The organism is Saccharomonospora sp. CUA-673 (assembly GCF_001942305.1).
Taxonomy (GTDB): Bacteria; Actinomycetota; Actinomycetes; order Mycobacteriales; family Pseudonocardiaceae; genus Prauserella.
This window is the reverse complement of the sequence record NZ_MKKE01000077.1, coordinates 1-12,341: the sequence shown is the minus strand read 5'-3', so window position 1 is coordinate 12,341 and position 12,341 is coordinate 1. Positions and strand designations below refer to the sequence as shown.

The following is a 12,341-nucleotide window of genomic DNA, read 5'->3' as shown; positions in this document are numbered from 1 at the left end:
ACAAGATTCTTCATCCCGCCCAACCTGGCAATTTCCCCGGTCACCCACCGCCGACTAGGCGCAGCACCGGACGTTGATCGACCTCGCCGAGCAAGTCGCGCACCTGATGCGGAGTGATCTTGAGGGAATCTGCCAAGATCGACGTTCCGGCGCCATGCTCTGCAGCCAGCTCAGCGGCCTTCTTCAGGAGAGTCGGCACCTCGCCCGGGTAAGCGCTAGTCGGGTCAGCGGCAGGGTCGTAGACCCCCGCGAGCCGCTGGTACGCCCGGCGAGCCGATGACTCGGTCGTACGGCCCCGCTCGACCATTCGACGGACGAGCGAGCTAGGCGAAACGCCCCACGTCCTACCCAGTCGGTCAAGGGCTGCAAGATCGAGCCGTTGCGGGAGCGCAGCATCCATCGATGCCGCAGGTGTCAGGAACGCTGCGGCGAACTCATCGGCCTCCCTCTCGACGGCGACACCGTGTTCGCCGGAGTCGGCATGCAGCAGCAAATGCCCAATCTCGTGCGCGATGGAGAACCGGTGCCGAAAGACGTTCTCGCTGCGGCGGGGCGTCGTCACAACGATAGGCCGATCCACGATGACGGTGCAAAAGGCATCGACCGCATCAATCTCCTCGCGTGGCCGCACAGCAACCACGATGCCGTGCGACTCCGCGGTGGCAACCAGGTGCTTAACGGGCCCTGGCGGCAAGCCCCAGTGCGTGCGCAGGAGCGCTGCAGCCTCCGACGGGGAGGAACCCTCAGGCACAGTGGGCAGATCCGCATGGGGTAGCCGCACGTGCCGTTCAAGTGCGAACGTCAGCTCCCACAGCAAGGTCGCAGTCGCCAACGCCTTCTGCCGGTCACTCACCCGAGCCGACCGCAGACTGCGAAAGTGCGCGTGCACCGTGTCGATGCGCGCAAGTGGACGGCCGACACTGAAAAACCCCGGCTTCACACCTAATGCCTTCGCTAGCCGGTCAAGCACGTCAGCGCGCGGTGAGTTGACACCAGCTTCGTATTGGCCAATCGCAGCAGCGGACACTCCAACCGCTGAGGCCAATTCAGTCTTGCTCATCCCGTGCCGAACACGCGCCTGAGTAAGACGGGCGGACTCGAAGCGGCCATGCGCCTGACCGGATCCAGGCAGGTCGAACAGCCCAAGAGTGTCGTCACGCATCCGGCTCCATGCCCTCCTGCCCATGCGGCTCGATCACGGGGCCGTCCGGCGCGCCACTATCGAAGGACTCGACATCGACCGCGCCGCCGACGGCGTTGCTCTCAGAGGCTGCCCAGATTGACTCCTCCCCGTGCAACCTAACCTCGCCCGACCCTTCGTCCAGCTCAGCCACAGCCCACTTGATCGACTGCAACTGACGCGGCGACGACTCGACCAGGACGAGCACCAGTGGCATGACGTCGGCGGACGCTTGGACCACGCGTCGGAGATCAGCCTCCCCGGTCGAGCTGGCCGTCGACCCACTCTCCGGTTCGACGTCGAATCCCGGCTCGAAGAGCGTCGGGTCGAGCAACGGAGCAGAGAATCCGTTCACCCGCGTCAGGCTTGACGCGAACGAGGTGGCCACGTCCGCGGCATCCGGGACACGCCACACATACACGAGGCAGTCGTTCACGACGGGGAGCTTGTAGCCAGCAGGGGGTAGCTTGTACGTCCGATAACCGCGCCCCCTCAATGCCACCTGGACATCATCCAAGAGGTCGCGCCACTGACTTCCGAATCCCATCGCGTACCGAGACCCAGACACCTGATGCGCCTCCGCGAACCGAGCGTGACAGGAGTGAACGGCCCCGACGACGAGTCCTCTGACCTGCTGGGCATGCGAGCCGAAAGCCTCGACCGGGGACGCTGGGATCACGACGAACCTCCTGCACCTACGTACGAAGCCGCAGAGTCGGATGCAAAGACTTTATTATCATACACGATTCGCGCACAGGAGCTTCAGTAGTCTGCACTTGGATAGTTCCGTCGTGGCCAACGAACCTTGACTCGTCCAGTCCACCCCGAGACCGTGGGCGCCCTCCGAGGCGAAGTTGGCACCCACCGGTGCTGCTCAGCTTCCTCGCTCTGCAGCATCGTCGTTTCCCTTCCCTGCGTGCGTGAATCGGACGCCGAGCAGCGTCGCTACTCTCTGCCACTTCTCTTCACTCCAGTTCGGCGCCTGCTGCGCCATGCGCTGACCCCACTCGCGCGCCGTCTCGGTGCTCGTGGTGGCCGATCGACCATCTCCGTGTTCACCGGATGCACGTCGGCTAGTGACCATCGCGACCTCGATCGCGAGGAACGGAGTCCTCGCCGGGGAGGGAGTCGGGACGCGTCCTCTCCTCAGCCTCTTCGTCGGGGGTTTCACCAGCTTCTACAGCTGGCCGCAACCTCCTCCCCGAGTGCTGTTCTCGCAGGTCAATTGGGGGACCTTGCGCGGGGACACGGGCGGGGAGAACTCCCCGCCTCCCCGAGCTGTCCCCGCCCGCTTCCCCGGATCGTTCGTCGCTTCGAGCCGCCAATGCAGCCGCGACGGCGTCGGCACGAACGACCTTCACCCCATGCGACTTGACCGGCTCCGCACCTGCCTCCGACAGGACTGCGGACAGGTCGCTGAACGTCCAACCGTCGTACTCGGCCGGGTTGAGCGCAGCCAGCCGGACGAGCACTGTCTGTGTACGAACGCGGGCCTCTCCGTCCAGTACCTGCGCGATGTCGGCCAGGTGGTCAACGGGCTCCGGCTCATCCTCATCGGCATTCGCGACGATGACAGGTCGGCCCCGTTCTGCGACGAGCTCCATCGACCGGGCAACGATCGGTGTCACGGCGTCCACGCCGTCCTCGAAGGGACGTAGAACGTACGCACCAACTCCCACGCCTCGTCGCTGACACCGACCGCGACGCACGTGCCCCGATCGGTCTTCATCCGCAGCTCCGTCGCCCGGATACCTGCGCGGTACTTGCCCGCTCCGAGCAATCCGTCGTTGGCGATGTGGTCGGCGACGGCGAAGGCAACGCCGCACGAGACGTTGCGGGTGACCTCCTTCGGGATGCTGTCCTTCGTCGGTGACTGGGTGGCGAGCAGCAGGATGATTCCGTACTTGCGGCCACGCTTGATCAACCGGACGGCCAGTTCCTCCGCCTGTTTGCCGTACTTCTTGTGCTGGAACAGCTCGTGACACTCGTCGATGGCCAGGACCAGTGGGTGCAGCCCGAGCGCCGCCCGGTCGGCCAGCTTGCGCGACACCTTCGGAGGCTGCCCCGGCTGCGAACCCAACGTCCGGCCGCGACGCTCCATTTCCTCGGCGAGGTCGCTGAGCGCCTGAACCGCATCGGCTGCCACCGAGTCGTCCATACCCATCCGGTAGCGCGACAGCCGAGGCCGCAACGGTTCGAAATCCGGGCTCTCACCCATCACGAACACCCAGAGCTCAGTTGTCGGATCAAGCGCCGCACCCAAGGTCAGCGTCCGGAGTGCCGAGGTCTTGCCCTGCCCTGGACGCCCGCCGATCAACCAATTGGCTTCGAACAGCGGCGCATTGATGATCACGCCCCGTTGAGTGAGCCCGAATGGCACGCCCTCGAAGGCGTCCACCACCCCTTCATGGAGCAACGGCCAGTCACCTGCACCGCCACCGAGACTTCCCTTGTCGGCGACCCAGAGGTCCAGCACGCCGTCCTCATCGGCCTTCGTCGGCCACGTCTCCAGCGCAGCGCGCCCGAGGTTGGCGGCCAGCGTGTCGCGGCGATCGGCCACCATCCCGGCCGTCACCCCGAGCGGCAGGCGCACCCGGGCGAACGTGCCATCGCCGTCCTTTCTCGGCGCGATCAGATAGACGAGCTGCCCGCCGTCCTTGAAGAACGCGTTCAGCGGTGCGACACCAAGATGGGCCAGTGCACGGGAGATCATGCGCTCATCGACCCACGAGTCCGCGTCCTCCCGGTCGGGCTGGGTGAGCCACCCAGCACCGGGCGTGCGGTCCCGGCCCTCCCATACCGCTGCGACCACCCATCCGACCGGGCCGAGCGTGAGCAGCCACGGCACTACGAGCCGGACCGCGGCACCGAGGAAGTCCCTGACCTCGTAAACGGTGACCAGCCAACGCGGCATGGCCGCCCGGTCGAACAGCATCTCCACCAGCGCCAGCACGGCCAGGAGACCAAGCGCGGCAGCGGTGCTGACGGCTGACCTCCGGAGGGCGATGCCGAGCTTCGCCCACCGTGCTTTGGCGTCCGCACGGATGGCCTCTTGCGCCTCCCTGCGAGCCTGCGGATCGCCCGCGAGCCGCGCGGCCCGCACATCCGACCGCAGGTCACCATGCGTCAGCCACGTCCAGGTCTTCCTGATCCAGCGGCCGTGACCGCGCACCAGGAACCACAGCACCCTGCCCACGTCGCGCGGCAGCTTGCGCAACCGATAAGCCAGTACCGGCCGCCACCGAGCCGCACGCTTCGACTCCCGTGCACGGCGCAGCACATAGCCCGTGCACTCGACCGCCACCCGCCGGATCACCGGTTGCCGGGGCCGGGGTCGGGGCCGGGGCCGGTCGACGTTCTGCCCTTGCTCGTGCGGCACCAACTCTGCGTCATGAGTCGGCGGCACCAACTCGCCGCCGTGTTCACGCGGCGTGCTCATCGGCGACCACCCCGCCGCACGTCCACCGTGGTCACCGTCAAGGACCGCGTGAGGACGTAGGACGACAACAGCGCCGGCACAACCAGCACCGCTGCCCGCAGAGCCCAGTGGACCCCCGGGTAGGTGAAGGCGAGCCATTGCACACCCGCGATCAATCCGGCACCGACGACCACTCGTCCCGTCAGCGACAGCAGCCGGGCGCTCGACCTCGCTGCTGCAGAAGCGGCCTTCGCGCGTTTCACCGACGCCCTCCAGGTCCACAGGACCACCAACACGACTCCCATAGCCGCGAGCAGCTGCACCGGCGTGAGATGAATGCCGTTCATCAGACGCCACTTCCCCGGCGCCACAGCCACAGCTGATGGGCAACTTCGTGACCGTCGCGGTCAAGCAGTCCCCACACGTCGAGCTTCACGCCCTCTGTCGTGCGGAACTCCCATTCCAGGCACTCACGCCGCACCGGACAGCCGGAGCAGAGAGGCGCGGCCATCAGCCGGTCGGCATGAACGTCGCCAGTCCACACAGGCCCGTCGGCGGCCACGTCGATCCATCCGCAAACCCCGTGGCGGCCGATCGCCCGTGTCAGCGTTTCGATCGGCACGTGCGCCAGGTCGTCAAGACTGGCCACGACCTCCGCAAGAAACTCCTCGCCGTAGTTCATCGCAGCCCCCTCTCGCCAGGCAGGGGCAGCAGGCGCGCCAATGCATACGCCGGCACAACGAGCCGGGAGCGGCGGCGAACAGTCGGTAAGACTCCGACCCTGATCAGCCGGTGAACCTCGGAGCACGGGGCACCCAGGATCCACGCGGCTTCACGAATTGAGAACACACCGGAAAACCCGGCGTCCATAAGTTTTGTATCCACTGGAACGTAATCCTTTTACTCGACTCCGGCCCACCGGACTGCGGGCCTGCATTGAGTAAAGGACGAGACAAGCTTTGAACTTACCCGGCTAATGAATAGATTCTATGCGCATTTCGAATATCGCAGAACTGAAGCGCCACGCATATAGAATATGCGTGGCGCTCATGAATTACTGGAACTATGGACAGTTACTCGGTGAGCACTTTCAGGGTCTCGGCAAACGACACCACAAGACTGTCTAGCGCCGCCGCACCTTTCTCTGCACTCGCGAGGGACGGACGGCCGATGATGCCCCGGTCCGTGTAACCACGCATACCCGTGACCAGGAGATGCGGCCTGCTGGGCGCTTCGTGATCACCGTTCCGGTACTCCTGCCCCACGAGTTCGGGGTGCTCGCTCAGCAGGATGGACGTCTCCCACTCGCCGCCATGCATGTCCTCAACCGCTCCGGTCTCCATGCCGGCGTGCCGACGCGCGTCATTGACGGCTTGACCGCCTGGAAAGAGGGCGACCCTCCGCTCCGACACGTTCGCTTCCTGCACGACGTTGGACAGCACGTAGTTGCCGCCATGGCCGTTCACGAGCACGAGGTGCCGGACAGCCGAGCGGTCGAGGGATTCCTGCACGTCACCGATGACGTTGGCCAGCGTTCGTGAGCTCAAACTGACGGTCCCTGCGAAGCCTTCGTGCTCGTGCGAGCAGGAAAACGTGAGCGGGGGCAGCTTGAAGACATTGTACTCGGTTGCGAGCCGATTGACGATCGCGCACGCGATTACGGTGTCGGTCGCCAGAGGAAGGTGGTTTCCATGCTGTTCGAAGCTCCCGACGGGAAGAATGGCGACGGAAGCACCGCGGTCGGCGACGTCGTACGTCGTCGCGGTCGTGAACAGCATCGATTCCCCTTCATGTCCGCAGGACCTGCACTTGCCTCTCGAACCGCCGAGCCTGCTCGTTTGCACCAGCCGCGGCGAGCATACGCGGGATTTTCGCTAGTTGATCTTCCGTGCGCGAGGACTTCGTTTCCCGGGTGATGCCCAGTGCTCGGTCGGCAACTATCAATGCGTTGTCGACCTGACCGTCGGTCGCATGGGCAACGGCGAGCCGCGCGAGGCACAGGCCCAAGTCGCGGCGGTACTCCGGCTGCCATCGCGCCAAGCTGTCCTGCAGCGTGCTGATCGCTTCGGCGGCCTGCCCGAGCTCGACCCAGCAGTTCGCTGCTTCCATCTCGACGTACTCGGGCGTGCAGTACTGGGTCAGATCCAGCTCGGAGTCGGCCACGCGCCGCTGAGCAAGGAGGTGCGCCTCGTCGATTGCCTCCGCGCATTTCTTCGCCTCGCCCAACTGCGCCAGCGCGTGTGCGCGCTGGCGCAAGGCGACCGCCCGGTAACCCGACGGAAGCCGGGAGCTCTGTCCGAGTGCCGAGTCGGCGAGCTTCAGAGCCAGGTCCGAACGCCTCGCATCGGTGGCGATGTTGCTGCGCCGCATGAGCACGTAGGAAGCCAACGTCTCGTCGGCGGCTTCCTGTGCGTAATCCAGTGCAGTGCTGGACATCTGCATCGCGTGATCGAGTTGCCCGGTGTCCTGGTACGCCCACCCGGCGAACTCCGCGTATCGCGCGCCGACGTACAGCAGTTGCTGGCGGTCCTTGCCCCTGGCGCTCGCCAGCAGCTCTTCCACGTATCGCAGCTGCAACGGAACGAGGCTCAGCACGGACTGCGGCCCCGCCAGGTTGTCGGTGCTCGAGTACTGGTCCAGCGTGCGCAAGAGCATGTCGGCGAGAGCGGAGTCGGTATGCATGCTCGTCGCAGCAACGAGTGGGCCGTCGGGCAGGGCGAACACATCCGCCGAACGCTGCGCCGGCACCGGATCGCTCTCGGGCAGGCTGAACCACAGCAGCTCGGCCGGCATCTTCAGCGCCTGTGCGAAGTGCACGAGCTTGTCCAGCGCATCGACCTTGTTGCGGCCCGACTCGATTCGGCTCAGCTGCGACTGAGTCACCGTGCCCAGCCACCGGCTGACGGTTTCCTGCGACAACGCCCGGTGGCCGTGCGCAGGGTGGTACCGATAGGCCCGCAAGACCGTGCCCATGTCACGGGTCGCGAAGGCGTCTCGCATCTGGTCCGTGTGCCAGAAGTCCTGTCCGAGCTCGGGCGCCTGGTCCGAGCCGATGCCGCTGGCCTGTCGGCAGGGCGCGCACACGCTCACACGGCTCTCGCGCGCGAGTCGGCTACCGCAGCGCATGCAGTACCGGCCCATCGCACCCACCCCCTCCCAGCGGTGGCCTGTGCTGATCCCGCGCCCCGAGTGTAACCCCGGCCACCATCCGTATGCGCTTCGCGCATAAGAGCCATGCGCGATGAGGGCATCTCCGGCCTTGCCACGTCCATAACGTTCCCCTCGTTCGGCCAATCGAGAAGGGACACGGCGGATGACCAGCGAGGATGTCGTCGATATTCACCGCCGCGCGCTGTCCGACTACCGGATCGCGCTCGGGCTCGAGTTCCGGGACCGCCGTCAGCGTGCCAGCTACTCGTTCGACCAACTGGCGGAGCGGTGCCGCATCCCAGCGGAGACCTTGCGCGCGTACGAGAGGGGTGCGGCACTCCCGCAACTCGTACGGGTCGAGAGCGTCGCGAAAGCGTATGGAGAGGGCCTGTTCGGCCCGCTATCCGGCGCCGCTCGGTACGTCTTCCGAGCTTCCGGTCTCCCAGCCCCTGCGCCTACGGCCGCGGACGCCACTACGCACGCACTTCACTCGCTGCTGTTCTACAGCGGCGTCACGCCTGGCCAGCTCGGCGAACTGGACCTCTCCCCCGCCTCGGGCCGCGCATCCAACCCGGACGACTAGCGCGCCCCTCCGACTACCGGCAACGGAATGACACCCATGGCAACGTCAACCACTTCCCGAAAGCTCTTCACGACCTGGTTTCGGTGCGCCGTCGACGGCAACGACCACGCCGTCGAGGACGAGTCCTTCGCTGCGGGCCGTGCTCGTGGAGCAGGCGAGTACCGGGCCGTGTGCGGCCACACCGTCACGGCATCGGCAGCGATCCTGCCGAACGGTCCGCGCTGTTCGAGGTGCCATGCCGTGCTCGACGGCCAGCACGACCGCAACACTCCTCGGGTCGACCAGCACTCCGGCCGGCCCGGGATTGTGCGCCGGTTGCTTGCCCGTGCCATCCCCACTCCGGCCGACGCCCCATGCCGCCCGCGGCCGGAATCCGACTCCGGTGGGAGCGAGCTGCCCACCCCCTCCGCGCTCGCTCCCACCGGATTCCACGGAACGGAGGCAGGCCAATGGCCGACGGCGTGATGCTCGCGCGGCCGATTCCCGGCCTGGTGAACGAGTCCCAGCGAGTCAGTCACGTGTTCCCGATCCCCGCCACGCCCGCACCCCCGCGCCGGATCACCGCCCTGTGCGGCGCGTCGTTCGGCCCAGGCCAACTGGAACGGCTCGACAACCCCTCGGGCATGCCCTGCGAGCGCTGCGTGAGCAGGTCACCCCAGGGAGCCCGGGACCCAGGCGTGCCGACAGCCCGGCTGGAGGCGATCGAACGCACCCTCCACCAGATGCAGGTCCAGATCAACGGCATCAAGACAGCCCTCGCCGCAACCCTCGGCGAACACCACGACCACAGCGTCCACGACGGAACCCGGAGAAAGGACAGCGATGGCCTCCCATGAAGAAACCCTGGCAGCGCTGCACATGGCCTCGGGCCGGTGCCACGAGATCCAAGGCGGCATCCTCGCCCAAACGCACGAGGTGGACAGCATCGTGCAGCAACTCCTGGCCGCGCTCGGCAACACCGAGGCAGGCACCATGCTCCACGGCCAAGCAGCTCAGGCCACAGACGCCCTCGGAACGGCCATGGCAGCGATGGCGCAGCTCAAGGAGGGCGTCGACGCCACGTTGCAACGATTTCAAGGCTGAAACCCAAGCGCGACCAGGGCCGGCCAGCACACCGCCGCCGGCCGCGGCGGGGATCCGCAACCCGCACGGCGACCGATACCCCGCCGAAGCCGCTCCCACGCCCGACAAACTCCCGCCCCGGGTCGTCAAAGGGTCACCGGACTCACGGCTCGTGGCCTACCCCGAACTCGGCGGCCGCAAGCTCGGGCACATCACGCCCAACCGCGACGACCCATGGACCACCGAAGCGCACAAGGAACTGGTCAAACGCGGATTCCGAGCCGTCATCGCCCGCCGCATGGCCCACCACGTCGAAATGAAAACAGCCGCGATGATGATCCGACTCGGCGAACGCCACGGCACACTGACCCTCAACCACGCGCCATGCGGATCCGAACCCGGCGAGACCGGCGGCTGCCACGACTACCTCGCCCGTATCCTGCCGCCGGGGTTCTCACTGACCGTCCACGGCACCGACGCCAACGGCAACCCGTTCACCCGCACCTACAAGGGGACCACACCGTGACCAACCTCCTCGACCGCATCGGCTTCCACGTCGACGACATCACCGACGTAACCGCGTTCATCGACGACGTCCGCGACTTCGCCGCCCGCGGCGTGCAGGTCCCGCACATGTGGGCCGTCGCCGCAGGACCTGAAGACCCCACCAACGACGACCACATCGAACTCGAATTCGGCATCAGCACCCAACCCGGCACAGGCGCCCTGACCTTCGGCGCCGGCGACACCATCTACGTCCCCGCACACGGCACCAACGACGACGACGTCGACTACCAACTAGGCGGCGCCCACCCCGGCAGCTTCCCACCAAAAGCCGAAGTACCCCTCGACGACATGCTGAGTGCGCTGGAGCAGTTCATCCGAAACGGTCGACGTCCGACCAACGTCACTTGGTATCCCGCGGGTTGAACCGCGTGGGGAGCTCCGCGCCCCACATCAAGCGGTACCTCGTGATCTTCTAACGGCCAGTTTGGGCCGCAAGCATCTAGGTGTGTAGAGCCTCTGGTCGACAGCCCGAAGTCCCACACACTGATGCGCCCCGGGTTTGGTGCAGGTCTCGTTGTCTGTCACCCAGCCCGGGTGGGCTCGAAGGGTTGATCGTAGCTTGAGTTGCGGTGGGCGGCTTCGACGCCCGCCGGGGTGCGTTGGCCGAGCTCGCCGTGGACGCGGCGGTGATTGTACCAGTCGACGTATTCGGCCACGGCGATCTCGACATCCCGAATCGATTGCCATCCGCGGCCACGAACGATCGGGTTATGGATCGACTCGCCCTTGAACAGCGAATTGAATGCCTCAGCCATCGCATTATCGTAGGAGTCCCCACGTGAACCTACCGAGGCGACCACTTCCGCTTCGGCTAAACGCTCGGTATAGCGAATCGCTCGATATTGAACTCCACGGTCGGAATGATGTACAAGTCCGGATACGTCTTGCCCTGATCGCTTTCTTGCCCAGATCCCCACCTCCAGGGCGTCAAGAGCGAGATTTGTGTGCAACGAGGTCGAGACCTGCCAGCCCACGACCATTCTTGAGAACACATCGATGACGAAGGCGGCATACACCCATCCCGAAAAAGTCCGGATATAGGTGATATCGGCAACCCAGATGCGGTTCGGCTGATCGGCGGTGAAGCGGCGGTCGACCAGGTCTGCCGGTGACGGCGAGGCCGCAGCGGTGGTGGTCCTGGGTCGCCTGCCCCGCCGTAGCCCCTGCAGGCCCTTCTGGCGCATCAGCCGCTCGACCGTGCAGCGAGCCACGCCGATCCCCTCACGGTTGAGTTGGGCATAGACTTTCCGCGCCCCGTAGACGCCGTAGTTCTCGCAGAACACACGCTAAATCTCGGTGAGCAACTCCGCATCGCGCAGGAGTCGTTTCGACGGGGCTCGTTTCTTCGCTGCCCAATACGTTCTCGGGGCGATCTGCACACCCGCGTCCTTCAAGGCTGCGCAGATCGGCTCGACCCCGAGTTTCTTTCCCTCAACAACACGCTCGCGTTGGCCATCGATATAGTCGATGACCACCGCGAGCGGAACCTCCCGCCGATCGGCGGAACCCTCAGAGGCTACCTGGTCTTGCGGTCGAGCTCCGCGGCGGCAAAAAACGCCGAGGCCGTTTTCAGGATCTCGTTCACCCGCCGCAACTCACGCACCTCGCGTTCCAACTCAGCGATCCGCGCAGCATCGTCGCTGGTGCGGCCGGGTGCCGTACCAGCGTCGATCTCGGCGCGCTTGACCCACGTCCGCAACGCCTCCGGGTGCACGTCCAACTGGCCCGCGACCCGGCGGATGACTGCCATCCGCTGCCCCTCCGTCGCGATCCCATCCAACGCCATCCGCGTCGCCCTCTGACGCAGCTCGTCGCTGTACTTCTTCGGTGCCGGCATGCTCCGCATCCTTCCTGGAATCAGAGCCTGCACCAAACCCGGGGCGCATCAGAGGGCACCACGAGCAGGCTGACCAGGCGGGAGTCCACACCGATCACCGTGACCGTGTTCGGGTCCATGGAAAGGAAACCTCCGAAACGCACGATCCGATCCTCGACGAGTGCCTTACGCGGGACCGTCCCCCACGTGCCGAGGTGGAACGAGACCCGACTGACGATGCCAACCCACGATTCGAGCGCCGACACCAGTTCCGCGACCTCGGCCGCGAGATCACCCGAACGCGGCCACCACTCGCCGTCCACGTATCCCGGTATCGAACCGGCCGGCTTCATCGCCATCCGCGCGCTTCGCGCCTGGATACCTGTCGTTGTCGGGGTGGGACGTAGCGGGTCCGAGATCATCTCGGCGCTCCTGCCTCCGGCAGCCCATCAGGAGCCGGGGATTATGGGCTGCTGAACGGTTCTGTGACAGTGGTTTAGGCCGCCGGGGTGGCGGTGTGGCTCATGATGGTTTCGTATTCGATGGGGGTCAAGCGGCCCAGACG

16 protein-coding genes and 1 pseudogene are annotated in these 12,341 nt (G+C 66.0%); 6 read left to right on the top strand and 11 right to left on the bottom strand.

Going from position 1 to position 12,341, the window contains the following annotated elements:
* Positions 1-40: 40 nt before the first annotated feature.
* The 9 genes from BJF85_RS23695 to BJF85_RS23655 form a co-directional block, all read right to left on the bottom strand.
* Positions 41-1,162, bottom strand: a complete 1,122-nt coding sequence (locus BJF85_RS23695) for an XRE family transcriptional regulator (RefSeq protein WP_075850167.1) — start codon at positions 1,160-1,162, stop codon at positions 41-43.
* Entirely contained in the window at positions 1,155-1,859 is a 705-nt protein-coding gene (locus tag BJF85_RS23690) for a hypothetical protein (RefSeq protein WP_075850166.1), read from the bottom strand. Before BJF85_RS23690 ends, BJF85_RS23695 begins: the two co-directional genes overlap by 8 nt.
* Positions 1,860-2,253: 394 nt before the next feature.
* Positions 2,254-2,817 (bottom strand): hypothetical protein, encoded by a 564-nt coding sequence (locus BJF85_RS28565; protein WP_187346964.1) that lies wholly within the window; start codon positions 2,815-2,817, stop codon positions 2,254-2,256.
* Positions 2,805-4,619, bottom strand: a complete 1,815-nt coding sequence (locus BJF85_RS23680; protein ID WP_187346963.1) for an FtsK/SpoIIIE domain-containing protein — start codon at positions 4,617-4,619, stop codon at positions 2,805-2,807. Before BJF85_RS23680 ends, BJF85_RS28565 begins: the two co-directional genes overlap by 13 nt.
* Positions 4,616-4,945, bottom strand: a complete 330-nt coding sequence (locus BJF85_RS23675; protein ID WP_075850288.1) for a hypothetical protein — start codon at positions 4,943-4,945, stop codon at positions 4,616-4,618. Before BJF85_RS23675 ends, BJF85_RS23680 begins: the two co-directional genes overlap by 4 nt.
* Positions 4,945-5,280, bottom strand: coding sequence for a WhiB family transcriptional regulator (locus tag BJF85_RS23670; RefSeq protein WP_075850163.1), 336 nt, complete (start codon positions 5,278-5,280; stop codon positions 4,945-4,947). The genes BJF85_RS23675 and BJF85_RS23670 overlap by 1 nt, the downstream gene beginning before the upstream one ends.
* Positions 5,277-5,483: a helix-turn-helix domain-containing protein gene (locus tag BJF85_RS31755; protein WP_369822284.1), complete on the bottom strand. Its 207-nt coding sequence runs from the start codon at positions 5,481-5,483 to the stop codon at positions 5,277-5,279. The genes BJF85_RS23670 and BJF85_RS31755 overlap by 4 nt, the downstream gene beginning before the upstream one ends.
* Before the next feature lie 188 nt (positions 5,484-5,671).
* The gene (locus BJF85_RS23660) at positions 5,672-6,376 is read right to left on the bottom strand and encodes a creatininase family protein (RefSeq protein WP_075850161.1); all 705 of its coding nucleotides are present in this window, start codon (positions 6,374-6,376) and stop codon (positions 5,672-5,674) included.
* Between the two features lie 10 nt (positions 6,377-6,386).
* On the bottom strand, positions 6,387-7,739 hold the full coding sequence (locus tag BJF85_RS23655) for a helix-turn-helix domain-containing protein (protein ID WP_139320827.1): 1,353 nt from the start codon (positions 7,737-7,739) through the stop codon (positions 6,387-6,389).
* A gap of 172 nt (positions 7,740-7,911) precedes the next feature.
* Between BJF85_RS23655 and BJF85_RS23650 the strand changes: the two genes are divergently transcribed.
* The 6 genes from BJF85_RS23650 to BJF85_RS23630 all read left to right on the top strand — a co-directional run bounded on the left by BJF85_RS23650 (position 7,912) and on the right by BJF85_RS23630 (position 10,323).
* Positions 7,912-8,331 (top strand): helix-turn-helix transcriptional regulator, encoded by a 420-nt coding sequence (locus tag BJF85_RS23650; protein WP_075850160.1) that lies wholly within the window; start codon positions 7,912-7,914, stop codon positions 8,329-8,331.
* Positions 8,332-8,367: 36 nt separating this feature from the next.
* Entirely contained in the window at positions 8,368-8,796 is a 429-nt protein-coding gene (locus BJF85_RS28270) for a hypothetical protein (protein ID WP_158057125.1), read from the top strand.
* On the top strand, positions 8,781-9,167 hold the full coding sequence (locus BJF85_RS31750; RefSeq protein WP_075850159.1) for a hypothetical protein: 387 nt from the start codon (positions 8,781-8,783) through the stop codon (positions 9,165-9,167). The genes BJF85_RS28270 and BJF85_RS31750 overlap by 16 nt, the downstream gene beginning before the upstream one ends.
* On the top strand, positions 9,154-9,414 hold the full coding sequence (locus BJF85_RS28265) for a hypothetical protein (protein ID WP_075850158.1): 261 nt from the start codon (positions 9,154-9,156) through the stop codon (positions 9,412-9,414). The genes BJF85_RS31750 and BJF85_RS28265 overlap by 14 nt, the downstream gene beginning before the upstream one ends.
* Positions 9,415-9,565: 151 nt before the next feature.
* Complete coding sequence (locus BJF85_RS28260; protein ID WP_075850157.1) at positions 9,566-9,919, top strand: DddA-like double-stranded DNA deaminase toxin; 354 nt, start codon at positions 9,566-9,568, stop codon at positions 9,917-9,919.
* On the top strand, positions 9,916-10,323 hold the full coding sequence (locus tag BJF85_RS23630) for an Imm1 family immunity protein (protein ID WP_075850156.1): 408 nt from the start codon (positions 9,916-9,918) through the stop codon (positions 10,321-10,323). The genes BJF85_RS28260 and BJF85_RS23630 overlap by 4 nt, the downstream gene beginning before the upstream one ends.
* Before the next feature lie 158 nt (positions 10,324-10,481).
* Here the strand turns inward: BJF85_RS23630 and BJF85_RS31745 are convergent.
* Both BJF85_RS31745 and BJF85_RS23615 read right to left on the bottom strand, forming a co-directional pair.
* Positions 10,482-11,797 (bottom strand): annotated as a pseudogene (locus tag BJF85_RS31745) (IS3 family transposase).
* A gap of 20 nt (positions 11,798-11,817) precedes the next feature.
* Complete coding sequence (locus BJF85_RS23615) at positions 11,818-12,135, bottom strand: DUF5994 family protein (RefSeq protein ID WP_075850154.1); 318 nt, start codon at positions 12,133-12,135, stop codon at positions 11,818-11,820.
* Between the last annotated feature and the right edge of the window lie 206 nt (positions 12,136-12,341).

What these genes read in the sequence shown, in the direction of transcription:
- BJF85_RS23680 (WP_187346963.1), bottom strand. Translation starts at nt 4,619, where the DNA reads ATGAGCACGCCGCGTGAACACGGCGGCGAGTTGGTGCCGCCGACTCAT.
- BJF85_RS28265 (WP_075850158.1), top strand. Translation starts at nt 9,154, where the DNA reads ATGGCCTCCCATGAAGAAACCCTGGCAGCGCTGCACATGGCCTCGGGC.
- BJF85_RS23670 (WP_075850163.1), bottom strand. Translation starts at nt 5,280, where the DNA reads ATGAACTACGGCGAGGAGTTTCTTGCGGAGGTCGTGGCCAGTCTTGAC.
- BJF85_RS23675 (WP_075850288.1), bottom strand. Translation starts at nt 4,945, where the DNA reads ATGAACGGCATTCATCTCACGCCGGTGCAGCTGCTCGCGGCTATGGGA.
- BJF85_RS23615 (WP_075850154.1), bottom strand. Translation starts at nt 12,135, where the DNA reads ATGGCGATGAAGCCGGCCGGTTCGATACCGGGATACGTGGACGGCGAG.
- BJF85_RS31750 (WP_075850159.1), top strand. Translation starts at nt 8,781, where the DNA reads ATGGCCGACGGCGTGATGCTCGCGCGGCCGATTCCCGGCCTGGTGAAC.
- BJF85_RS23650 (WP_075850160.1), top strand. Translation starts at nt 7,912, where the DNA reads ATGACCAGCGAGGATGTCGTCGATATTCACCGCCGCGCGCTGTCCGAC.
- BJF85_RS23695 (WP_075850167.1), bottom strand. Translation starts at nt 1,162, where the DNA reads ATGCGTGACGACACTCTTGGGCTGTTCGACCTGCCTGGATCCGGTCAG.
- BJF85_RS23655 (WP_139320827.1), bottom strand. Translation starts at nt 7,739, where the DNA reads ATGGGCCGGTACTGCATGCGCTGCGGTAGCCGACTCGCGCGCGAGAGC.
- BJF85_RS28270 (WP_158057125.1), top strand. Translation starts at nt 8,368, where the DNA reads ATGGCAACGTCAACCACTTCCCGAAAGCTCTTCACGACCTGGTTTCGG.
- BJF85_RS23660 (WP_075850161.1), bottom strand. Translation starts at nt 6,376, where the DNA reads ATGCTGTTCACGACCGCGACGACGTACGACGTCGCCGACCGCGGTGCT.